24 protein-coding genes are annotated in these 22,687 nt (G+C 65.7%); 11 read left to right on the top strand and 13 right to left on the bottom strand.

Annotated elements, in window-relative coordinates; all coding sequences use genetic code 11:
* Positions 1–103: 103 nt before the first annotated feature.
* From antA to PCA10_RS31095, 10 genes are all read left to right on the top strand, one after another.
* Positions 104–1,498 carry an anthranilate 1,2-dioxygenase large subunit gene (gene antA, locus PCA10_RS07420; protein ID WP_016491432.1) on the top strand — a complete coding sequence of 465 codons (1,395 nt, stop codon included), beginning with the start codon at positions 104–106 and terminating at the stop codon, positions 1,496–1,498.
* Positions 1,495–1,986 (top strand): anthranilate 1,2-dioxygenase small subunit, encoded by a 492-nt coding sequence (gene antB, locus PCA10_RS07415; protein ID WP_016491431.1) that lies wholly within the window; start codon positions 1,495–1,497, stop codon positions 1,984–1,986. Before antA ends, antB begins: the two co-directional genes overlap by 4 nt.
* 18 nt (positions 1,987–2,004) lie before the next feature.
* A complete protein-coding gene (gene antC / locus PCA10_RS07410; RefSeq protein ID WP_016491430.1) occupies positions 2,005–3,030 on the top strand; it encodes an anthranilate 1,2-dioxygenase electron transfer component AntC in 1,026 nt (341 codons plus the stop codon).
* A 200-nt stretch (positions 3,031–3,230) separates the two neighbouring features.
* The gene (locus PCA10_RS07405; RefSeq protein ID WP_016491429.1) at positions 3,231–4,394 is read left to right on the top strand and encodes an ABC transporter substrate-binding protein; all 1,164 of its coding nucleotides are present in this window, start codon (positions 3,231–3,233) and stop codon (positions 4,392–4,394) included.
* Positions 4,395–4,459: 65 nt separating this feature from the next.
* A complete protein-coding gene (locus PCA10_RS07400) occupies positions 4,460–5,371 on the top strand; it encodes a branched-chain amino acid ABC transporter permease (RefSeq protein ID WP_016491428.1) in 912 nt (303 codons plus the stop codon).
* A 10-nt stretch (positions 5,372–5,381) separates the two neighbouring features.
* Positions 5,382–6,401 (top strand): branched-chain amino acid ABC transporter permease, encoded by a 1,020-nt coding sequence (locus tag PCA10_RS07395; protein ID WP_016491427.1) that lies wholly within the window; start codon positions 5,382–5,384, stop codon positions 6,399–6,401.
* The gene (locus PCA10_RS07390; protein ID WP_016491426.1) at positions 6,398–7,147 is read left to right on the top strand and encodes an ABC transporter ATP-binding protein; all 750 of its coding nucleotides are present in this window, start codon (positions 6,398–6,400) and stop codon (positions 7,145–7,147) included. Before PCA10_RS07395 ends, PCA10_RS07390 begins: the two co-directional genes overlap by 4 nt.
* Positions 7,140–7,829: an ABC transporter ATP-binding protein gene (locus tag PCA10_RS07385; protein WP_016491425.1), complete on the top strand. Its 690-nt coding sequence runs from the start codon at positions 7,140–7,142 to the stop codon at positions 7,827–7,829. The genes PCA10_RS07390 and PCA10_RS07385 overlap by 8 nt, the downstream gene beginning before the upstream one ends.
* 127 nt (positions 7,830–7,956) lie before the next feature.
* Positions 7,957–9,210, top strand: coding sequence for an OprD family porin (locus PCA10_RS07380; RefSeq protein WP_016491424.1), 1,254 nt, complete (start codon positions 7,957–7,959; stop codon positions 9,208–9,210).
* 169 nt (positions 9,211–9,379) lie between these two features.
* Complete coding sequence (locus PCA10_RS31095) at positions 9,380–10,243, top strand: methyl-accepting chemotaxis protein (RefSeq protein ID WP_016491423.1); 864 nt, start codon at positions 9,380–9,382, stop codon at positions 10,241–10,243.
* A 118-nt stretch (positions 10,244–10,361) separates the two neighbouring features.
* Here PCA10_RS31095 and PCA10_RS07370 read toward each other — a convergent pair whose 3' ends face one another.
* From PCA10_RS07370 to PCA10_RS07355, 4 genes are all read right to left on the bottom strand, one after another.
* Positions 10,362–11,231 carry an alpha/beta hydrolase gene (locus tag PCA10_RS07370; RefSeq protein ID WP_016491422.1) on the bottom strand — a complete coding sequence of 290 codons (870 nt, stop codon included), beginning with the start codon at positions 11,229–11,231 and terminating at the stop codon, positions 10,362–10,364.
* A gap of 301 nt (positions 11,232–11,532) precedes the next feature.
* Complete coding sequence (gene catA / locus PCA10_RS07365; RefSeq protein WP_016491421.1) at positions 11,533–12,462, bottom strand: catechol 1,2-dioxygenase; 930 nt, start codon at positions 12,460–12,462, stop codon at positions 11,533–11,535.
* 39 nt (positions 12,463–12,501) lie between these two features.
* On the bottom strand, positions 12,502–12,792 hold the full coding sequence (gene catC, locus PCA10_RS07360) for a muconolactone Delta-isomerase (protein ID WP_016491420.1): 291 nt from the start codon (positions 12,790–12,792) through the stop codon (positions 12,502–12,504).
* 16 nt (positions 12,793–12,808) lie between these two features.
* Positions 12,809–13,930 (bottom strand): muconate cycloisomerase family protein, encoded by a 1,122-nt coding sequence (locus tag PCA10_RS07355; protein ID WP_041770562.1) that lies wholly within the window; start codon positions 13,928–13,930, stop codon positions 12,809–12,811.
* A gap of 136 nt (positions 13,931–14,066) precedes the next feature.
* On the opposite strand from PCA10_RS07355, the gene PCA10_RS07350 reads away from it, so the two are divergent.
* Positions 14,067–14,948, top strand: a complete 882-nt coding sequence (locus PCA10_RS07350) for a LysR family transcriptional regulator (protein WP_041770162.1) — start codon at positions 14,067–14,069, stop codon at positions 14,946–14,948.
* Between the two features lie 199 nt (positions 14,949–15,147).
* Here the strand turns inward: PCA10_RS07350 and PCA10_RS07345 are convergent, their stop codons facing one another.
* From PCA10_RS07345 to PCA10_RS07305, 9 genes are all read right to left on the bottom strand, one after another.
* Entirely contained in the window at positions 15,148–15,771 is a 624-nt protein-coding gene (locus PCA10_RS07345) for an NIPSNAP family protein (protein ID WP_016491416.1), read from the bottom strand.
* Between the two features lie 62 nt (positions 15,772–15,833).
* Positions 15,834–17,111 (bottom strand): OprD family porin, encoded by a 1,278-nt coding sequence (locus PCA10_RS07340; RefSeq protein ID WP_016491415.1) that lies wholly within the window; start codon positions 17,109–17,111, stop codon positions 15,834–15,836.
* 357 nt (positions 17,112–17,468) lie between these two features.
* Entirely contained in the window at positions 17,469–17,969 is a 501-nt protein-coding gene (locus tag PCA10_RS07335) for a flavin reductase (protein ID WP_016491414.1), read from the bottom strand.
* Positions 17,970–17,987: 18 nt separating this feature from the next.
* On the bottom strand, positions 17,988–18,947 hold the full coding sequence (locus PCA10_RS07330) for a PDR/VanB family oxidoreductase (RefSeq protein WP_016491413.1): 960 nt from the start codon (positions 18,945–18,947) through the stop codon (positions 17,988–17,990).
* A 223-nt stretch (positions 18,948–19,170) separates the two neighbouring features.
* Positions 19,171–19,911, bottom strand: a complete 741-nt coding sequence (locus PCA10_RS07325; protein ID WP_016491412.1) for an SDR family NAD(P)-dependent oxidoreductase — start codon at positions 19,909–19,911, stop codon at positions 19,171–19,173.
* 10 nt (positions 19,912–19,921) lie between these two features.
* Positions 19,922–20,398: an aromatic-ring-hydroxylating dioxygenase subunit beta gene (locus PCA10_RS07320; protein WP_016491411.1), complete on the bottom strand. Its 477-nt coding sequence runs from the start codon at positions 20,396–20,398 to the stop codon at positions 19,922–19,924.
* Between the two features lie 83 nt (positions 20,399–20,481).
* Positions 20,482–21,756, bottom strand: coding sequence for an aromatic ring-hydroxylating oxygenase subunit alpha (locus PCA10_RS07315; protein ID WP_016491410.1), 1,275 nt, complete (start codon positions 21,754–21,756; stop codon positions 20,482–20,484).
* A gap of 43 nt (positions 21,757–21,799) precedes the next feature.
* Entirely contained in the window at positions 21,800–22,318 is a 519-nt protein-coding gene (locus PCA10_RS07310; RefSeq protein WP_016491409.1) for a nuclear transport factor 2 family protein, read from the bottom strand.
* Between the two features lie 5 nt (positions 22,319–22,323).
* The gene (locus PCA10_RS07305) at positions 22,324–22,686 is read right to left on the bottom strand and encodes a hypothetical protein (RefSeq protein WP_016491408.1); all 363 of its coding nucleotides are present in this window, start codon (positions 22,684–22,686) and stop codon (positions 22,324–22,326) included.
* Between the last annotated feature and the right edge of the window lies 1 nt (position 22,687).

Raw genomic sequence — 22,687 nt, 5'->3', positions numbered from 1 at the left:
CAAAATTTACGGCGCTGCTTTGCCAACTATGCGGATAGACCGGACATCTCCCCGCTCTTTCTAATGGATTCCACGAATCGCCCGATGTGGAAGGTGCCACCCCATGAATACTTCGAATAAGAACATCGCCCAGTGGAGGGAGTACGTCAGCGGTTGCCTGGACTTCCGTCCGGAAGAAGGCGTCTATCGCATTGCCCGCGACATGTTCACCGAGCCGGAACTGTTCGACCTGGAGATGGAACTGATCTTCGAGAAGAACTGGATCTACGCCTGTCATGAAAGCGAGATCGCCAACGCCAACGACTTCATGACCATGCGCGCCGGCCGCCAGCCGATGATCATCACCCGCGACGGCAATAACCAGCTGCACGCCCTGATCAACGCCTGCCAGCACCGTGGCGCCACCCTCACCCGCGTCGGCAAGGGCAACCAGTCCACCTTCACCTGCCCCTTCCACGCCTGGTGCTACAAGAGCGACGGCCGCCTGGTGAAGGTCAAGGCGCCGGGCGAATACCCCGAAGGCTTCGACAAGGCCACCCGTGGCCTGAAGAAGGCCCGCATCGAGAGCTACAAGGGCTTCGTCTTCATCAGCCTGGACCCCAACGGCACCGACTCCCTGGAAGACTTCCTCGGCGACGCCAAGGTGTTCTTCGACATGATGGTCGCCCAGTCGCCCACCGGTGAACTGGAAGTGCTGCCCGGCAAGTCCACCTACACCTTCGACGGCAACTGGAAGCTGCAGAACGAGAACGGCCTGGACGGCTATCACGTCAGCACCGTGCACTACAACTACGTGGCCACCGTGCAGCACCGCCAGCAGGTCAACGCCGAGAAGGGCGCCGCCAGCGGCACCCTCGACTACAGCAAGCTGGGCGCCGGCGATGCCGAGACCGACGACGGCTGGTTCTCCTTCAACAACGGCCACAGCGTGCTGTTCAGCGACATGCCCAACCCCACCGTGCGCCCCGGCTACGCCACCGTGATGCCGCGCCTGGTGGAAGAGTTCGGCCAGGGCAAGGCGGAGTGGATGATGCACCGCCTGCGCAACCTGAACATCTACCCCAGCCTGTTCTTCATGGACCAGATCAGCTCCCAGCTGCGCATCGTGCGCCCGGTGGCCTGGAACAAGACCGAGATCATCAGCCAGTGCATCGGCGTGAAGGGCGAGTCCGACGCCGACCGCGAAAGCCGCATCCGCCAGTTCGAGGACTTCTTCAACGTTTCCGGCATGGGCACCCCCGACGACCTGGTGGAATTCCGCGAGCAGCAGCGCGGCTTCCAGGGCCGCCTGGAGCGCTGGAGCGACATCTCCCGCGGCTACGGCAAGTGGGTCACCGGCGCCACGTCCAACAGCCAGACCCTGGGCATCGCCCCGGTGATGACCGGCGCCGAATTCACCCACGAAGGCCTGTACGTGAACCAGCACGGCAACTGGCAGCGGTTCCTCCTCGAGGGCCTGGACAAGAAAGCCCTGAAACTGCAGGAGGTGCAGGCATGAACCCGCAGCTGCAATACCAGATCGAGCAGTTCCTCTACCGCAAGTCCGCCCTGTGCGACGCCCAGGACTGGGACGCCTACCTCGACCTGTTCGACGAGCAGTGCGAATACCACCTGCCGCAGTGGGAGTCGGAGCACCAGTACACCACCGACCCCAAGCGCGGCATGTCGCTGATCTACTACAGCAACCGCTCGGGCCTGGAAGACCGGGTGTTCCGTATCCGCACCGGTAAGGCCGCCTCGACCATCCCGATGCCGCGCACCCTGCACCAGATCAGCAACGTACGCATCGAGGAGCGCGACGACGGCCAGCTGGAGGTGAAGGCCGGCTGGCAGACCCTGTACTACCGCCTGGGCCAGGCCGAGCACTTCTTCGGCCACGCCACCTACCGCCTCAAGCCCGACGGCGAGAGCTGGAAGATCACCCGCAAGCACATGGTGCTGCTCAACGACACCATCAACTCGGTGCTCGATTTCTACCACCTCTGATCTGCGGATGTACGCGCCATGAACCACAAGGTCGCCTTCAGTTTTGCCGATGGCAAAACCCTGTTCTTCCCCGTGCAGGGCAACGAGATCCTTCTCGACGCCGCCCTGCGCAACGGCATCAATATCCCGCTGGACTGCCGCGAGGGCGTCTGCGGTACCTGCATGGGCCGCTGCGAGTCCGGCCGTTACGCAATGGACTACGTGGACGAGGAGGCCTTGTCGGCCAAGGACCTGGAACAGCGCAAGATGCTCACCTGCCAGACCCGCGTGCAGTCCGACGCCTCCTTCTACTTCGACTTCGACTCCGCCCTCTGCGGCGGGTCGAAGACGGTGCAGGAGCGCGGCATCGTCACCCGCGTCGAGCAGGTCTCGCCGACCACCGCCATCCTCCACCTGGATGCCGGCGTCGATGGCCAGAAGCTGGACTTCCTGCCGGGCCAGTACGCCCGCCTGCAGGTGCCGGGCACCGACTCCCGGCGCTCCTACTCCTTCGCCAACCGGCCGAATGCCGAGAACCAGCTGCAGTTCCTCATCCGCCTGTTGCCCGACGGGGTGATGAGCAACTACATCCGCGAGCGCTGCAAGGTGGGTGACGAGATCCGCTTCGAAGCCCCGCTGGGCGCCTTCTACATGCGCCACATCGAGAAGCCCCTGCTGCTGGTGGCCGGTGGCACCGGCCTGTCGGCCTTCCTCGGCATGCTCGACGAGATCGCCGAGGGCGGCGGCTGCGGCCAGCCGGTGCACCTGTACTACGGCGTGCGCCAGGTGGCCGACCTCTGCGAGCTGGAACGCATCCAGGACTACGCCGAACGCATCCCGGGCTTCAGCTTCACCCCGGTGATCAGCGACGAAGGCCAGGACTGGGGCGGCAAGCGCGGCTACGTGCCCGAGCACTTCGACGCCGCCGCCCTGCGCGAAACGCCCTTCGACATGTACCTCTGCGGCCCGCCGCCGATGGTCGAGTCGGTGAAGACCTGGCTCACGGAAAACGCCCTCGACAACGGCCACCTGTATTTCGAGAAGTTCACCGAGAGCAACACCTGAAGGCCCACTCGACCCTCTTCGTAGGATGGGTCGGGCGGCGTTCCGCGAGCGAAGCGATACCCATCACCCCCCATCGATGGGTATCGCTGCGCTCAACCCATCCTACAAACCACACATAACTAGAAACCCAGCTGCACCAACTGCCCAAACAACAATCAGCAGGCCGAGTCACGCGGCACTGCGCAACCAAGGCGGTAACCATGAAACAGACCCTTAACCTTGCGATGCTCGGGGCCGCACTGGCCTCTTCCCTCCCCGCCCTGGCACAGGACCCTGTGCGCATCGGCTTCATCACTACCCTCTCCACTCCCGCCGGCTACCTGGGCGAAGACGCCCGCGATGCCTTCCGCCTGGCCATGGACCAGGAAGGCGGCAAGCTCGGCGGCGTGCCGGTGGAGCTGGTGGTGGAGGACGACGGCCTGCAGCCGGCCAAGGGCAAGCAGATCATCGACCGCATGAGCCTGGACGGCATCTCGCTGTACACCGGCGTGATGTTCTCCAACGTGCTGGCCGCCGTGGTCAACGGCGCCACCCAGGGCGACAGCTTCTACATCAGCACCAACGCCGCGCCGTCCAACCTGGCCGGCGAGCAGTGCAAGCAGAACTACTTCGCCGCCTCCTACCAGAACGATGTCCCCCACGAGATGGCCGGCGTCGCCGCCAACGACCTGGGCTACAAGAAGATGGTCATCCTGGCGCCCAACTACCAGGCCGGCCGCGACGCCCTGGCGGGCTTCAAGCGCACCTTCAAGGGTGAGGTCACCGAGATCTACACCAAGCTCAACCAGCTGGACTTCTCCGTGGAGCTGGCGCGCATCCGCTCGCTGAACCCCGACGCGGTGTTCCAGTTCCACCCAGGCGGGGCCGGCATCAACTTCGCCAAGCAGTACGGCGGCGCGGGCCTGTCCAAGACGATCCCGATGGTGGTCCCGGTGTTCTCCATGGACGAACGCATGCTCGCCGCCACCGGCAATGTGGCTGAGGGTGTGAACGTGGTCAGCGGCTGGAACCCGCAGTCCGACAACCCGGCCAACCAGGCCTTCGTCAAGGCCTTCACCGAGAAGTACAACCGCGCCCCGACCATGTACGCCGCCCAGGGCTACGACACCGCGCGGCTGATCGGCTCGGCGCTCAAGGCCACCAACGGCGACCTGAAGAACCCCGACGCCCTGCGCAACGCCCTGCGTGAAGCGCGCTTCGACTCGGTGCGCGGCGACTTCCGCTTCGGCAGCAACCAGCACGCGGTCATCGACTGGCACCTGCTCAAGGTCCAGCCCGGCGCCGACGGCAAGCTCACCGAAGTGCCGGTGAAGACCATCGCCAAGGCCCAGGTGGACAGCTACGCCGCCAAGTGCCCGCTTTGACCCGTCGCTGACGTCCCCCCGCCTGCCGCCGGCCCCGGCGGCAGGCTTCGCGTAGGACCCTTGCCATGCTGTTGCTCGAACAACTTCTCAACGGCCTGCAGTACAGCGCCCTGCTGTTCCTGCTCGCCTCCGGCCTGACGCTGATCTTCGGCATCATGGGTGTCATCAACCTCGCCCACGGCGCCTTCTACATGGTCGGCGCCTTCAGCGCCGCCTACACCGCCGTCGCCACCGGTTCCTTCTGGCTGGGTGGCCTGGCCGCCCTGGCCGGCTCCGCGTTCTACGGCCTGGTGATCGAAACCGGGATCATCCGCCGCCTCTACAACCGCGACCACCTGGACCAGGTGCTGGCGACCCTGGCGGTGGTGTTCTTCACCAACGAACTCATCACCCTGCTGTTCGGCCGCAGCCCGCCGGCCATGCCGACGCCCGACTGGTACAACGCCTTCGTCGAGGTCCTGCCCGGCCTGATGTACCCGGTCAGCCGCCTGCTGTTCATCGCCGTCGGCCTGCTGGTGGCCCTGGGGATGTGGCTGCTGATCAACCACACCCGCCTGGGGATGCTGATCCGCGCCGGCGCCGACGACCACGAAATGGTCGGTGCGTTGGGGGTCAACATCTCGCGCCTCTACACCCTGGTGTTCGTCTTCGGCTGCGTGCTCTGCGGCCTGGCCGGCTTCATGGCCGCGCCGCTGCTCTCGGTGGAGATCGGCATGGGCGAGAAGGTGCTGATCACCACCTTCGTGGTCATCGTGGTCGGCGGCGTCGGCTCGGTGCGCGGCGCCCTGGTCGGCGCCCTGCTGATCGGCATGGTCGACAGCCTGGGCCGCGCCTATGTCCCGCCGCTGCTGGACCAACTGCTGCCGGCCGAAGTCAGCGGCACCCTGAGCGCCGGGCTGTTGTCGGCCAGCGCCTACATCGTCATGGCCCTGGTGCTGCTGGTGCGTCCGCGCGGCCTGTTGCCGGCGCGTGCCTGAGGAGAATCCCATGTCCCGTCGAATCATCATCGACCTGGCCTGCCTGGCCACCTTCGCGCTGATGCCGCTACTGGCCGCGCTGCTCGACGAACCCTTCCTGGTCAGCCTGTTCACCCGCCTGGCGATCTACGGCATGGCCGCCGCCAGCCTCGACCTGCTGATCGGCTATGGCGCCCTGGTCAGCTTCGGCCACGCCGCGTTCTTCGGCCTGGGCGGCTACGTGGTCGGCATCATCGCCTTCCACAGCTCGCAGATGCTGCCGCTGTGGGGCTGGGAGGGCAGCAACAGCGCGCTGGTGGTCTGGCCGCTGGCCCTGCTCTGCTGCGCCCTGCTGGGCCTGGTGATGGGCTACCTGTCGCTGCGCACCAGCGGCGTGCAGTTCATCATGATCACCCTGGCCTTCAGCCAGATGCTCTATTTCATCCTCGGCTCGCTGTCCCTCTACGGCGGCGACGACGGCATCCTGATGAACGAGCGCAACAGCCTGCCCGGCCTCGACCTGAACAACGCCAACCAGTTCTATTACCTCTGCGTCGCCCTGCTGGTGGCCTGGCTGCTGTTCTGCCGGCGCCTGGTGGGCTCGCGCTTCGGCTTCGTCCTGCGCGGCCTCAAGCAGAGCGAGCGACGCACCATCAGCCTCGGCCTCAAGCCGCTGCGCTACCGCCTCACCACCTTCGTCATCGCCGGCCTCGGCGCGGGCCTGGCCGGAGTGCTCTGGGCCAACTACGCGCTGTTCGTCAGCCCCGACATGGGCGCCTGGCAGAAATCCGGCGAGCTGATGGCCATGGTCATCCTCGGCGGTGTCGGCACCCTGCTCGGCCCGGTACTGGGCGCCGCCGTCTACCTCGGCCTGGAGCAACTGCTGAGCCTGTGGACCGAACACTGGCTGCTGATCTTCGGCCCCTTGCTGTTGCTGGTGGTGCTGTTCGGCCGCCAGGGCGTGTACGGCTTGCTCATGGCCCGCCGCAAACCCCGCAAGCCGGCGAGCAAACCGGCCCCGGTCGCCACCGCCCAGGAGGTGCACCCATGAGCGCGCAACTGTCCATCCGCAACCTGGAGAAAGCCTTCGGCGCGGTGAAGGCCACCAACGGCGCCAACCTGGAACTGGCGGCCGGCGAGCTGCACGCCATCATCGGCCCCAACGGGGCGGGCAAGTCGACGCTGATCTCGCAGATCGCCGGGGAGATCCGCCCGGACAAGGGGCAGATTCTCTTCGCCGGCCAGGACATCACCGCGGTGCCGGCCCATGAGCGGCCGCGCCTGGGCCTGGCCCGCTCGTTCCAGGTCAGCCAGCTCTACCCCGACTTCAGCCTGCTGGAGAACGTCGCCGTCGCCATCGCCGCCCGCGAAGGCCGCACCTTCGGCATGTGGAGTCCGCTCGGCCGGGACCGCCGCCTGCTCGACCCGGCCCGCCAGTACCTCGACCAGGTCGGCCTCGGCCCGCGCGCCGAGCACCTGGTGAGCGAGCTGTCCCACGGCGAACGCCGGCAACTGGAGCTGGCCCTGGCGCTGGCCCAGGAAGCCTCGGTGCTGCTGCTGGACGAGCCCATGGCCGGCATGGGCGCGGAGGAGTCCGCGCGCATGACCGAGCTGCTGATGTCGCTCAAGGGCCGCTACGCCATCCTGCTGGTGGAGCACGACATGGACGCCGTGTTCGCCCTGGCCGACCGCATCACCGTCCTGGTCTACGGCCAGACCATCCTCACCGGCAGCGTCGACGAAGTCCGCAGCAACGCACAGGTCCGCGCGGCCTACCTGGGGGAAGAACATGCTTGAAGTCAGTGGATTGCAGGCCGGCTACGGCCTGAGCCAGGTGCTGTTCGACATGCACCTGAAGATCGAACAGGGCGAGGTGGTCTCGCTGATCGGCCGCAACGGCATGGGCAAGACCACCACAGTGAAATCCATCATGGGCCTGCTCAAGCCCAGCGCGGGCAGCATCCGCATCCACGGCAAGGAGATGCGCGGCGCCCTGCCCTTCCGCATCGCCCAGGCCGGCCTCGGCCTGGTGCCGGAAGGTCGTCGCGCCTTCGGCAGCCTGAGCGTGAAGGAAAACCTCCTGGCCACCGCGACCCGTGGCGGCAAGTGGGACCTGGCGCGCATCTACAAGCTCTTCCCGCGCCTGGAAGAGCGCCAGGAGCAACTGTCCAGGACCCTCTCCGGCGGCGAGCAGCAGATGCTGGTGGTGGCCCGCGCGCTGATGACCAACCCGCAGCTGCTGATCCTCGACGAAGCCACCGAGGGCCTGGCCCCGGTGATCCGCGAGACCATCTGGAACTGCCTGGCCACCCTCAAGGCCGAGGGCGAGACCATCCTGGTGATCGACAAGAACCTCAAGGAGATGGCGCGGGTGGTCGATCGCCACCACATCATCGAGAAGGGCCGACAGGTCTGGCAGGGCACGCCGGAACAGTTGGCGGCGACACCGGAGCTGTCGCACCGCTACCTCGGCGTCTGACCGGCGCCTGAATCCCCGGCTCGGGTCACGACGAGCCGGACACCCCGACGCAGCTATCACCCTCGGCCCCTCGCGGGCCGGCGGCGAATGGCTGCGCCTTGAAAACCAGAAGAAGAAGAGCCTTGCGATGATCTACAAGTCCCGTGCGTTACCCCTCCTACTGAGCGCCCTCCCCCTTTGCGTCCAGGCCGCCGAGTCCGGCTTCATCGAGGATTCCACCGCCACCCTGCAACTGCGCAACTACTACTTCAGCCGCGACTTCTCCGACATAGTCGGGCCCAACCAGCAGTCCAAGGCCGAGGAATGGGCCCAGGGCTTCATCCTCAACTTCAAGTCCGGCTACACCCAGGGCCCGCTGGGCTTCGGTATCGACGCCATCGGCACCCTCGGCATCAAGCTCGACAGCAGCCCCGACCGCAGCAACACCGGCCTGCTGCCGGTGCAGGAGGACGGCCGCGCCGCCGACGACTACAGCCGCCTGGGGGTGGCCGGGAAGATGCGCTACTCCAAGACCGAACTGAAGGTCGGCGAACTGCAACCCAACGTGCCGGTGCTGGTGTTCAGCGACAACCGCCTGCTGCCGCCCAGCTACCAGGGCGTCAGCGTCACCTCCGGCGAGATCGCCGGCCTGACCCTGCAGGGCGGCCACCTGAACACCACCAGCCTGCGCAACGAGTCCGGCCGCAGCGATATCCAGGCCATCGTCGGCTACCAGCCCCAGCGCCAGGCCTCCGGCGACGCCTTCAACTACGCCGGCGGCGACTACGCCTTCAACGCCAACCGCACCACCCTGAGCGCCTGGTACGGCCAGCTGGAAGACATCTACGACCAGCGCCACCTCGGCCTCAAGCACGCCGAGCCGGTAGGCGACTGGGTGCTGGGCGCCAACCTCGGCTTCTACGATTCCAACGAGGACGGCAAGGCGCTGATCGGCTCGATCGACAACCAGGCCTTCTACTCGCTGCTGTCGGCCAAGCGCGGCGGCAACACCTTCTTCGTCGGTTACCAGGCCATGTTCGGCGACCAGGGCTTCCCCCGCGTGTTCGCCAACATCAGCCCACTGGGCAACGAGGTGCCCACCTACGAGTTCGCCTCGGCCGACCAGCGCTCCTGGCAGGTACGCCACGACTACGACTTCGCCGCCCTCGGCATCCCCGGCCTGACCACCACCGTGCGCTACATCACCGGTGACAACGTCGACACCGGCAAGGGTTTCGAAGGCAAGGACTGGGAACGCGACCTGGACATCGGCTACGTGATCCAGAGCGGCTCGCTCAAGGGCCTGGGCATCCGCGTGCGCAACGTCACCGCGCGCTCCAACTACCGCACCGACATCGACGAGAACCGCCTGATCCTCAACTACACCCTGGCGCTGTTCTAAGGCCGAGGGCCATTGCCCATCCTGGGCACGGCCTGCTCTACCTGTAGGGGCGAATTCATTCGCCAAGCAGGCCGCAGGTCTGCCCTTCGAAACCCCGGGGCAGCTTCGCTGCCCTTGGCGATTGAAATCGCCCCCACAAACGTCCTGGCCACCAACAAGGAGTCGTTCCATGTCCCGCAAAACCCTGGCCGCCCTGCTGCTTGGCAGTGGCGGCCTTGTTTGTCTGATCGCCTTCGTACTGGCCAGCCCCTGGCTGCTTGGCCTGGGGCTGGCCTGCAACCTGGGCGCGGGTTGGCTTTTCCACTGCGCGCCGCCACGGACGATAGAAGTAGTGGTCGAAGTGCCGGCTCTGGCACCGCCAGCGGTTATCCAGGCCGCTGTGGAAAAGACCGTGGCGCCCGCTCCGGCCGTCCCCTTCGAGCAGCTGTTCCAGCACCTGGAACTGCTCAGCCGCTCCATCGCCGAGAGCGAGGCCGAGATGCAGCAGGCCAACAACCTGGCGCGCCGCGCCGGGGAATGCCTGCAGCTGTCGACCCACAGCATCCAGGACTCGCGCGCCACCATCAGCGAACTGGCCAGCTACATGGGCCATATCACCGAGGTGTTCAACGACCTCAGCGAACAGTCGCAACGCATCGGTTCGATAGTCGGGAGCATCCAGGAGATCGCCAAGCAGACCAACCTGCTGGCCTTGAACGCCGCCATCGAAGCGGCTCGCGCCGGTGAGCAGGGGCGCGGTTTCGCGGTGGTCGCGGACGAGGTGCGCAACCTCGCCCGCCGCGCCAACGAAGCCAGCGAGCAGATCCGCCAGATAGTCGGCGGCCTGCAACAGGCCTCCAGCGACGCCCGCAGCGGCCTCGGCCAGGTGGACGGCTCCACCCGCACCGGCCTGGAAAAATCCGACGTCGCCCTCGAGGCCCTGGCCCAGATGAAATTCGTGGCCACCGCCCGCTACGAGATCGTCCAGCGGATCATGCAGCGCCTCGACGAGAAGCAGCGGCTGGCGGGAAGCCTGCGTCAACTGCTGGGGTGAAGTGCGGCCCTGGGGGCGGGTTTTCCCGTAGGGGCGAATTCATTCGCCAAGCAGACCGCAGGTCTGCCCGAGGAGTCCGCAGGGGCAGCTCCGCTGCCCTTGGCGAATGAATTCGCCCCTACAGGTTCAACCCCATCAACTCGATCATCGCCTGGTACAGCGGCGTCCCCGGCTGCCCCAGCTCCAGCACCACGTCGAAGTGGTTCCTGCCCGGCGCCGCGACGAAGCGACCTGGCAGCCCACGGGCGGTCCAGGCCTCGAGGAACTCGTGGGACTGGCGGGCGAACTCCGCCGTCTCCAGCGCGCCATAGCTGATCACCAGTTCCGCGCCCCGGGTCGGCAGCTGGAAGCTCGGGCTGTTGCGCCGGGCCGCCGCGTCGTCCATGCCCATCCAGCCGTTGATATGGGTCTCCAGCAGCGGGCGCAGGTCGAACAGGCCGCTGATGGGCAATGCCCCGCGCAGCACGTTGTCGGGCACCCCGTAGTCGGCGTGCCAGCCGCCGGCCAGCAGCATGCCGGTCAGGTGGCCGCCCGCCGAGCTGCCGCTGGCGTAGAGGCGCTGCGGATCGCCGCCGAACTCGGCGATGTGCCGATGCAGCCAGGCCAGCGCGCGGCGGGTCTGGTCGACGATATGGTCGAGGGTCACCGCCGGGGCCAGGTCGTAGTCCAGCACAACCACGCAGGCACCGGCAGCGGTCAGCGCCGGCGCCATGAAGGCCGAGTCGGCCTTGGACAGCGCCCGCCAGTAGCCGCCATGGATGAACAGCAGCACCGGCGCGTCGGGTCGCTCGGCGGGGAAGATATCCAGGCGCTCGCCCGCGCCCGGCCCGTAGGCCACGTCCTTGATGCAGCGCAGCCGGGCATGGGCGTCATCGCTCAGCGCGCGGTACTGCCGCGGGTACTGGTCGAAGTCCTCGACGCTCTCGCGGGCGTTGTACTGGACGTCGTAGTAGGCGGCCAGTTCGGCCGGTTCGTTGGGACGGGTCATGGGCACCTCCGGTTGGTCGTCCGTGGATTAGGCGGCAAAGGGTGGCGCGGGGAAATCCGGATAGTCGGGGATGGCTATCCGGGGAGTTGGGGCAACGCTGGCAGGCTACTTGTGGGGGCGAATTCATTCGCCAAGCAGGCCGAAGGTCTGCCCGGGGAAACCTCAGGGGCAACTGCGTTGCCCTTGGCGAATGAATTCGCCCCTACAGGAGTGTCCTCCCCCATACCCCGCCCATAAAAAAGCCGGCCAAACGGCCGGCTCAAATGGCGGGAGAACCAGCCTCCCCCGCCACAATCACAACTCAGGCTTCTGCGCGTACGCGGTCGCGAATGGCTTCCTGCTCGGCGGTCGGGGCCTTCTGCAGCTGGAAACCGAACTCGATCTCGGCGAAGCGGCTGCCGTCCACACCACGGGCCTTGGCGGCGGCGGCGTCTTCGGTGAAGCGCACTTCACCGACCAGGCCATCGCGGGTGGCGTAGGCGAAGTCGTCCCACAGGTACTCGTCGCCCGACAGGTTGATCTGGGTGGTCAGGTGACGGTAGCCCGGCGCGGAGATGAAGAAGTGGATGTGGGCCGGACGGTTGCCGTGGCGACCGAGCAGATTCAGCACTTCCTGGGTGGTGCCATCCGGCGGGCAGCCGTAGCCGGACGGCACGATGCTGCGGGCGCGGTAGCGGCCGTTGGCATCGGTGAGGATGCGGCGGCGCAGGTTGTAGTCCGACTGGGTGGTGTCGAAGTAGGAGTAGGTGCCCTTGGTGTTGGCGTGCCACAGGTCGACGGTAGCGCCGGCGATCGGCTTGCCGTCTGCATCGACCACCTGGCCTTCAAGGAACATCACGGTGCCGGCGTCAGTGCCGTCGTCCATGCGGGTCTCGCCTTCGGACAGCGGGGCGCCGGCCACGTACAGCGGGCCTTCGATGGTGCGTGGGGTGCCGCCGGACAGGCCGACCGCCTCGTCCTGGGCATCCAGCAGCAGGTCGAGGTAGTGCTCCAGGCCCAGGCCCGCTACCAGCAGGCCGGCTTCGCCACGGGCACCCATGCGGTTGAGGTAATCGACCGCCTTCCAGAATTCTTCGGTGGTGACTTCCAGGTCTTCGATGATCTTCACGGTGTCGAGCAGGATGCGGTTGACCAGCTTCTTCATGCGCTGGCTGCCCTGGTCGTTGTTGAAGCCGCTGGCTTCCTGGAAGAACTTTTGAACGCTTTCGGTGCTGGACAGTTTGATAGTCATGGCTATTTCCTCATCTTGTTTTTATCGGTTGCGAAACGATCAACGATCGTCTTCGTGAATCGACGACGGGTGGCGGCACAGACCGTCCACCTCGATCTCCATGTAGGGGAACAGCGGCAGCTGCATCAGGGTGTCGTGCAGTGCCTCGACGCTTTCGAGGTCGAACACGCTGTAGTTGGCGTAGTGACCGGCGATGCGCCACAGGTGGCGCCACTTGCCCTCGCGCTGCAGGCGCTGGGCCAGTTCCTTCTCGTCGGCCTTGAGCTTGGCGGCTTTGGCCGGGTCCATGTCGACCGGAAGTCTTACGGTCATCTTCACGTGGAACAGCATGGGATCGATCTCCTGTTTACTTGCGGCGGAAGAACGCCAGGCGCTCTTCGTCCAGGGCCAGGCCAAGGCCCGGGGTACGCGGCACGTGCAGCTGGAAGTCGCGGTAGACCGGCGCTTCGGTGACGATTTCCTCGGTCAGCAGCAGCGGGCCGAACAGCTCGGTGTGCCAGGTCAGTTGCTTGAGGGTCACGAAGGCGTGGGCCGAGGCCAGGGTGCCGATGGAACCTTCCAGCATGGTACCGCCGTAAAGGGCGATACCGGCCGCCTCGGCGATCTGCGCGGTGCGCAGCACGGCACGCGGGCCGCCGTTCTTGGCGATTTTCAGGGCGAAGATGCTGGCGGCGCCGTCGGCGGCCAGGCTGAAGGCATCTTCGACGCTTTCGATGGATTCGTCGGCCATGATCGGCGCCGGGCTGCGCTGGTTCAGGCGTACCTGGCCGGAACGGTTGATGCGCGAGATGGGCTGCTCGATCAGGTCGATGCCGTTGTCGCCGAGGATGCGGCAGGCGCGCAGGGCAACGGATTCGTCCCAGGCCTGGTTGACGTCCACGCGCACGCTGGCGGTGTCGCCCAGGGCCTGCTTGATGGCGATCACGTGCTTGAGGTCGCGGTCCACTTCACCGGCGCCGATCTTCAGCTTGAAGATGCGGTGGCGGCGGATTTCCAGCATGTGCTGGGCTTCGGCGATGTCCTTGGCGGTGTCGCCGCTGGCCAGGGTCCAGGCCACTTCCAGGCCGTCACGGACGCGGCCGCCGAGCAGCTCGCTGACCGGCAGGCCAAGGCGCTTGCCCTGGGCGTCGAGCAGGGCGCTTTCCAGGCCGGACTTGGCGAAGGTGTTGCCCTTGGCGGCCTTGTCCAGGCGCAGCATGGCGGCGTTGATATTGGCGGCGTCCTGGCCGATCAGCAGCGGAGCCAGGTGGCTGTCGATGTTCTGCTTGATGCTTTCCGGGCTCTCGTTGCCGTAGGCCAGGCCACCGATGGTGGTGGACTCGCCGAGACCTTCGATGCCATCGGAGCAGCGCAGGCGGATCACCACCAGCGTCTGGTGCTGCATGGTGTGCATGGCCAGCTTGTGCGGGCGGATGGTCGGCAGGTCGACGATGATCGTCTCGACGCTTTCGATCAGGACTTGGCTCACTTCAATACCCATCAGGTTTGCTTGTTCTGGTATCGGATAGTGGCCGCGACAAACCGTGGGGTCCAATATAGAGTTTGTCTAGCACGATACCCGCAAGGTATCGATGAACCCCGAACACCACCACCCCGGAGTCACCATGGAGCTTCGCCACCTGCGCTACTTCCAGGCGCTCGCCGAGACCCTCAATTTCACCCGCGCCGCGGAACGCCTGCACATCGCGCAGCCCCCGTTGAGCCGGCAGATCCAGCAGCTCGAGGACGAACTCGGGGTGGCCCTGCTGGAACGTGGCCGACCGCTGCGGCTTACCGAAGCCGGACGCTTTTTCCACGAACATTCCAGCACCCTCCTCGAGCAGCTGACCAAGGTTTGTGACAATACCCGGCGTATTGGTTCGGGGGAAAAAGCCTGGCTCGGCATCGGCTTCGCCCCCTCCACCCTCTACGGCGTACTGCCCGATCTGATACGCCGCCTGCGCAGCGACGCCGGCCTGGAGCTGGGCCTGTCGGAAATGACCACCCTGCAACAGGTGGAGTCCCTCAAGGCCGGACGCATCGACGTCGGCTTCGGCCGCATCCACATCAACGACCCGGCGATCCAGCAGCAGGTGCTGACCCTCGACCCGCTGGTGGCCGCCCTGCCCGCCGGGCATCCCCTGCTGCCGGGCCCGGTGAGCCTCACCGACCTTGCCCAGGAGAGCTTCGTGCTCTACCCGGGCAACCCCCGGCCGAGCTATGCCGACCACGTGCTGGCGCTGTTCGCCGCCTATGGCCTGCAGATCGAGGTGGCGCAGTGGACCAACGAACTGCAGACCGCCATCGGCCTGGTGGCCGCCGGCATCGGCATCACCCTGGTGCCGGCCTCGGTGCAGGTGCTGCACCGCGCCGACATCGGCTACGCCAAGCTGCAGGAGGCCCAGGCCACCTCGCCCATCATCATCAGCCGCCGCACCGGTGACGCTTCCCCGGCGCTGACCCATTGCCTGGCGCTGATCGAGGAGTTGTCGCGGGGGCGGCTGTAGCAATCTGCTCTTGTAGGATGGGTTGAGCTTGCGATACCCATCAACCGTGGCCCGCATGGGTATCGCTTCGCTCAACCCATCCTACGAACGGCTTGGCGAATGAATTCGCCCCTACGGTGAAATGCCGCCGCGATGTCGCAATAAAAAAGGCCCGCAAAGGAGTGGCACGGGCCGAGGAAAAGACCAAAGGGTTACCGGCCTAGCGCAGCGGCGAGAACTTCGCCGGCAGGTAGGCGGTGGAATGCATTTCACGCAGCTGCGGGCCGGAGTTTTCCGGGGGCCAGACGCCGTCCTCGACGGCTCGCGTGCGCACGTCCAGGCGTTGTTCCAGGCTCCGGTAGGGCCAGATGTGCAGGTAGCGCGGGGTACGCCCGTCGGTGGCGTAGAAGGCGGCGTAGACCTGTGAATAACCTTCCCCGGTGCGCGGGCCCACGGCCTTCTTCCAGCCTTCCAGGGTGGGGGTCAGGCCCGAAGGGATCAGGTTGTACTCGCGCAGTTCGTAGAAAGGCCCGTGTGCGCCCGGCGCCAGGGGTTCCAAGAAGGGGAAGAGCGTGTAGTTCTCCACCTTCATGTCGAGCATGAATTCTTCGATGCCGAAGGCGTCCCGCGCCAGCAGGAAGCGCTCGCGCTCGGTCTGTCGCGCCTGCTCGTCGCTGAAGCCGCGCAGCACCGCGATCTGGTTCAGCGGGCCGATCTCCGACGCCCAGCAGCCAACCAGGGTGCAGCCCGGCGCCGCTTCGGCCAGGGTGCCCTCAAGGCGCGCCAGGGCGGCGGCCGGGGTGCGTACCCGCAGGGTGAAGGTGATGAGTTCGTAGAGTCGCATCGCTATCTCGTGGTCAGGGTCGAGGACAGGGCCGGCGTGGCCGGCCCTGGGTGGCTCGTGGATCAGAACTTGAAGGTGTAGGTGGTGATCAGGCGGTTCTCCTGGTAGTCCGGCCCCGAGGCGCCGCCGTTGCCGTAGCGGGTTTTGACGTCGATGTTGCGCCACTCGAAGCCGACACCCTTGAACGCGCCGCTCTGCACCACGTAGCTGAGGTAGAGGTTGCGCTCGCTCTCGACGTTGTCGTCCAGGGCGTTGTTGCCACGGTCGATGCCGGTGCCGCGCAGGTAGCGGGTCATCAGCTTGAGGCCGGGCACGCCGTAGGCGGCGAAGTCCAGGTCGTAGCGCAGTTGCCAGGAGCTCTCGTTGGGCTTGACGAAGCCGACGGTGGACCAGTTCACCAGGTAGGGCTGCGGCGCATAGCCGTTGAGCGTCGGGAAGGCGCTTTCGCCGAGCATGCGCTGGTAGCCGACGCCGATGGCGTGGGGGCCCTTGCGCAGGGTGGTCATGGCGCCGTAGGAGCGGTTGTCGATCTCGCCATAGAGCGCCTTGCCGTCTTCGCTGTTGTCGAAGTAGCGCAGGTCGGTCTTCAGGCCGAAGCCGTTGCCGAGGTCGGCGATGTGGGTCGCCCCCAGGTAGTGCTGCTGGTAGATGTCTTCCAGCTGGCCATAGAAGTAGCTGGCGGTGAAGGCCGGGCTGAACGCGTAGGTGGCGCCGCCGAAGTTCAGGCCATCGCTGCGGCGTTTGATGTCCGGTCCGTTGAACAGGTACATCTTCTCGCGGTTGGACGATTCGCGACTGCTGATCTCGGTGAAGCGGCCGCCGGTGAGGGTCAGCTTGTCCACCTCGCGGGACTCCAGCATGAAGCCGTGGAAGGTGGTGACCAGTTGCCGGGAATCGTCATAGAAGGCCACCGGTAGCATCGGGCGGTGCTCGCCCACCTTCAGCTCGGTCTTGGAGTAGCGCATCTTGCCGGTCAGCGCGGCACGACCGTAATCGCGGACCTGCTCACCCCTGCTGTCGTCGTAGGGAATGATGGTGTCCGGGCCACGGCCGCCACCGCCATCGAGGCGATAGGCATATTGTCCGGATACATCCAGACCGAACTGGACAGTACCCTCGGTATATCCGGAAATAGCGCGAAAATCGAAACCCTGGGTCCAACTACCGATACGCGACTTTGGCGCATCGTTCTGTTTGAAGTCACGGTCGATATAGAAGTTTCGCAGGCCAAGGCTGATTTGCCGATCCTTCACGAAGTCCGCCTGGGCGGAGAACGGCACGAGCATCCCCATCAGGCCTGCGGCAGCGACGCCGCTGGCCAGCCAGCTTTTCTGAAACATGGAATTATCCTTAATACATGTGCAAGCACGGCACATCGAGTGGAAGCAGATTAATTAGCAAGAAGTCCAACTTCGGCAGTTAATCCACACTGTTATTTTTATGACCACTTACTGCAAAAAGGCGTAGCAAGGCCCGTTACCCGGAAGTTACGGGCACCCTCGATTTCTAGTTATGGGTACAGCTTTTGAATTGGCCGATAAGCAACTTCAGCCAATGTTCCGGATTGGTTCCGGAATTCTTGATCAACACCGCTCGTTGGGTTTCGCTTCGCTCTACCCAACCTACGGGTTAGGGTCGGTACGGTAGGTTGGGCTGAGCGTAGCGAAGCCCAACGCAAGCCACCCCAGGACACCGGCTCAGCAGGCCGAGCGGGAGGCGTCGCCGAGGCGGTGGTAGGCGCGGTTGAAGTACACCAGGCCTTCCTGGCTCTTGCCGTGGAGGATGCCCAGCACTTCGCAGTAGAAGATGGTGTGGGAACCCACTTCATGGGCCTGGGCGATGCGGCAGTCGAAGTTCACCAGGGCGCCTTCAAGCAACGGCGAACCGCTCTCCAGGGTGCTCCAGCTGGCGCGGGCGAAGCGCTCGTCGGAACTCAGCTCGCGGTTGGCGAAAACGGCGGAGATGTCCTTCAGCTCGGCGGTCAGCACGTTCACGCTGAGCACGCCGTTCTGCTTGAAGTGGCCGTTGGCGAAGGAGGAGCGGTTCATGCACACCAGCAGCGTCGGCGGCTGGTCGGTGACGCTGCACACCGCCGAGGCGGTGAAACCGAAGCGCCCGGCGGCGCCATCGGTGGTGATGACCGAAACGGCGCCGCCCAGCAGCGCCATGGCATTACGGAATCCAGTGGTATCGACCATGGTCTTGCCCCTCAGCTGTCAGATGTCCAGCACCAGTTTTTTCGACTTGGCCCGCGAGCAGCAGACCAGGATCTGGTCGTTGGCGGCCTTCTCTTCATCGGTCAGGTAGACGTCGCGGTGATCCGGCTCGCCTTCCAGCACGTCGCACAGGCAGGTACCGCAGACGCCCTGCTCGCAGGAAATCTCGATCTTGATGCCCACCCCGGCCAGGGCGTCGACGATGCTCTGGCCCTCGGCCACCTGCACGGTCTTGCCGCTGCGCTCGGCCACCACTTCGAAGCTCTCGCCGCTGGCGTCCACTTCCACCTGGAAGTACTCGCGGTGGATGCGCTCCTCGGCATAGCCGGCCTTGCGCGCTTCGCTGATCACCCAGTCCATGAAGCCGGCCGGGCCGCAGACGTAGACGTGCACGCCGTCTTCCGGCTGCCCCAGTACGGCGGGCAGGTCGAGCTTCTGCGCGGCGTCTTCGTCGTCGAAGTGGGTGCGCACGCAGCTGGCGAACGGGGCGTTCGCCAGTTCGTCGAGGAAGGCCGTGCGGCTGCGGGAACGGCCGCAGTAGTGCAGCTCGAAGGCGCTGTCCTGGGCCGTCAGCTGGTGGGCCATGGCGATCATCGGGGTGATGCCGATGCCGCCGCCGATGAGGATCGAGCGGCTCGCGTCCGCGGCCAGGGGGAAGAGGTTGCGCGGTGCGCCGATGGCCACCTCGCTGCCTTCCTGGAGCAGTTCGTGGACAGCCACCGAGCCGCCACGGGATTCCGGGTCGCGCAGCACGCCGAGGCGGTAGACGGCGGCGTTGGCCGGGTCACCACAGAGGGAGTACTGGCGCACCAGGCCGGTTTTCAGGTGGATGTCCACATGGGCACCGGCTTCGAAGGCCGGCAGGTTCTTGCCCGAAGGGTCGGCGAGGTCGAGGATCACCACGCCCTCGCCCTGCTCCACCCGCTTGCGGACCACCAGATTCAATACTTGCTCACTCATACCGGCCTTCCCGCACCCTCATGGGTGCTGATTGTTCTCGATCGTTGTTACTTGCCGCACTGCACGCACGACATCATTTGGAATCGTCTGATTCAGGGGCTAGCGAGCTAGGTCGAAGCGTGGCGAAAGGGTCTGAGAAAGCGGAATTTACGACTGTAAATGAGCATTTCGAAGGCACTTTCAACGCTGCTTCCCCGACGCGCAGCTGACCCTGGACAGACGATCAGCGCATGAACAGCCCACCGTTCACATCCCAGGTCGCCCCGGTGGTGAAGTAGGCTTCCGGGCGCGCCAGCTGCACCACCAGGTCGCCGAGGAAATCGGCGTCACCCAGGCGCTTGACCGGGATGTTGGCGAGCAGGCCTTCCATGCGCTCCGGCGGAACCGCCGCGCGTACCGCCGGGGATTCGATGGGCCCCGGGGCGATGGCGTTGACGGTGACGCCGCCAGATGCCAGCTCCTTGGCGAATATCTTGGTCAGGGTGACGATGGCGCCCTTGGACGCGGCATAGTGCGCGCCGGTGGCGGTGCCGCCGTTCTGCCCGGCGAGCGACGCCATGTTGACGATGCGCCCGTAGCCGGCCGCCGCCATGTGCGCGCCGAACACCTGGCAGCCGACGAAGACGCTGCGGGTGTTGAGACTGAGGACGCGGTCGAACTCTTCCGGGCTGATCTGCATGACCGGCGTGGTCATGGTCATGGCGGCGTTGTTCACCGCCACGTGCAGGGCGCCGAAGCGTTCCACCACGGCGGCCAGCGCGGCCTCGAAGTCGGCCTTGCTGTCCACGTCCAGTTTCAGCGCCAGGCTGCGCTGGCCACTCGGGTCGAGCCGGTCGGCGGCGGCCTGGGCACGTTCCAGCGAAAGGTCGGTGATGGCCACGGCGTAGCCGGCGGCGAACAACCGGCTGGCGATGGCCAGGCCCAGCCCCTGGGCTGCGCCGGTAACCAGTGCAACTTGGCTCATGGCGCGCCCCTTACAGGATGTAGCCGATACCGGCGAGGGTATCGGTGGAGTTGATGAGCTGGATCAGCTTGCGCTGGATCTTGAAGCACTCGCCTTCGCGCTTGAGCTGGAAGGTGATGTCGGCGGTGTAGTGCTTGAGCACGTCCTTGCGGAATTCCCGCAGGTTCTGCGCGCAGCGCACGGTCACCACGCCGTCTTCCTCGCCCAGCACGCGGAAGCGCGACAGGGCGCGCACGGTGCGGGCACGCGGGCTGGTGGAGATGGACTCGCCGCCGATCAGGCGCTGCACCCGCAGCTTGCGCATGTGGTGGTCGTCGTAGGCGTAGTTCAGGGTGTTCTCGAAATCGGTCTCGTTGGGGTCGATGGGGATGATGTAGGTCCCCTTCTCGGCCCAGAGGGCGAGCCAGGCGTCGAAGTCGCCGTGGTCGAGCATGTCCGCTTCCTGCCAGATGAAGGCGCTGACGTGGTTGAGCAATTCAAGGTTCATGGCTGGTCTCTTTCAGATTCTGCTTAGCGTGGCCGCGTCGCCCTTGCCGTTGGGGAAAGGGCGCGCGCGGCGCCGGATCGGGCTCAGGCCGACATCATCTTTTTCCACTGCTGATAGGCCGCGCGCATGCCGGTCTCGGCGCTCACGTCGCTGATCAGCCCGTCCTCGCTCTCTTTCTCACCGGGCAGGCCACGGTTGAGCATGATCCAGAGGTCGGTGCCCGCCTGGGCGCCCTTCTGTACGCGCTCCCAGGCCTCGGAATCGTCCGGGGTGCCGAAGCCCATGGGGCCCTGGAAGTGTTCGTGCAGACGCAGGCGGTAGCGGTTGGCCACGGCCGGGCCGCCGTCCATGGTGATCACGGCGTGGTGGATCTCGGTCTCGTTCACCGAGACCGGCTGCAGCACGCGGAAGAAGGCCATGGAGCAAGCGACGTTGGGGAACAGGTTGAGGTTGAAGCCCGAGCCGCCGACGGCGCGGACGATGCGGCGCACCTGCTCTTCCTCGATGCCTTCGGCGCGCAGCTCATCGGCCAGGGCCTCGAAGCGCTCGGGGATCGGCAGGTCGAGATTGGCTTCCAGGTCCACCAGGTCGGGGATCATCACCATCACGCTGTGGCCGTTGCCCAGATCCTCGACGTAGCCCGGGCCCTTCACGAAGTCGAAGAGTTCCAGGGTCTGCTCGTCCACCGAGGACAGGAAGGACTTGTGCACCAGCGGGAAGTGGTAGGCGTCGGTGGTGTTTTCCAGCTGGATCTTCCAGTTGCCGGGGAAGCGGAAGCGGTGCTCGCCGGAAACCTTCACGCCGTAGCCGGCGCCCTGCTTCATGAACAGGTCGATCCACTTCTTGGCCGGGCCGAGGAAGTCCACCAGGGGCTCGATGTCGTCCTTGAAGGTGGCGAAGATCATGCCGTTGTACTGCTCGACACGCAGGCTCACCAGGGGCAGTTCGCCCTTGTCCAGGCAGTCGGCGTAGCTTTCCGGGTGCGGCACGCCGCGCAGGCTGCCGTCCAGGGCGTAGCTCCAGCCGTGGTAGGGGCAGACGAAGCTGTTAGTCTTGCCCTTCTTGTGCTCGCAGACGGTGGCGCCACGGTGGCGGCAGCGGTTGAGCAGCACGTGCACGTCCTTCTTGCGGTCGCGTACGACGATCACCGGCTGCTTGCCGATGTAGGTGCTCTTGTAGCTGCCGTTATCGGGAATCTCGCTGGCGTGGGCCACCCAGATCCAGGTGCTGTAGAAGACCTTTTCCAGCTCTTCGTCGAAGAGGCGGGCGTCGGTGTAGAGGGAGGTGTGCACGCGGTCGTGCAGCACCAGGTCGGCCGGCGAGCTGGCCAGGTTCACGGTTTCGATCAGGTTGGTCACGGTCACTCCTCGTCGACGCAATACGCCGACTCACAGAAATAGGTCATTCGCCGCTCTTGCCCGGCACCGGCAGGTGCGCGGAATCGTTCCAGGCATCCACCGGGCGGCTGAACAGGTTCTCGGTCTGGAAATGCGCCATGCGCCAGGCGCCCTCCTCCTCACGGAACTTCACCGTCAGGCGCGCCGCGTTGAGGTGCGAGGCGCCGCTGGCGAAGGTGGAGGTCTGCAACATCACCCAGCTGCCGGAAGCCTGCGCACCTTCGACGCGGATCAGCTCCGAGCAGAGGAAGTGCACGTTCAGGGCGAAGTGCGCCGGCTCCACCATGTAGGTGGCGAACATCGCGCGGATGGCGTCGCGACCCTGGTAGCCGCCGAAGCTCTTGGCGTACTTGGCGCCCTTGCCTTCCCAGACGGCGTCGTTGGTGAACAGGCCAGCCAGCTCATCGAGCGGGGTGCGCGCGTCGAGGGCGTCGCACAGCTCCATGTAGCGGTTCATGCAGGCACGCACCGCGTGTTCGCTTTCCAGTTGGCGCAGGCGCGCTTCGAGGGCTTGGGTCGACATGGCGGTCACGCGCGCTGGATGATCAGTTCGCGGCCGGTACGGGCCTCGACCTTGCAGTAGCGCCACAGCTTGTAGGTGCCCTCGCCCACCGGGGTGGTGCGGAACAGGTTGCAGGCGGCGTGGACGGTCTCGATGTCCGGCACGTCGGCCAGCAGGTAGGTGGTCCAGGGGTAGCCGGTAGATGGGCCGACCATGCTCTGGTCGTCGTCCATATTGCCGAACACTTCCACGCCGGGCAGGTCGTGGATGCCGTTCCACATGGCGCTGAAGGCGGCCCAGACCTGCAGTTGCTCTTCGCGCGGGGCGTCGAAGAAGTTCTGGTTGATCCCCATGCAGAAGAGGACGCGCAGGGCTTTTTTCTCACTCATA

The organism is Pseudomonas resinovorans NBRC 106553, from assembly GCF_000412695.1.
GTDB classification, from domain to species: domain Bacteria; phylum Pseudomonadota; class Gammaproteobacteria; order Pseudomonadales; family Pseudomonadaceae; genus Metapseudomonas; species Metapseudomonas resinovorans_A.
The sequence above is the reverse complement of the archived record's forward strand: the minus strand, read 5'-3'. Positions and strand labels throughout refer to the sequence as shown.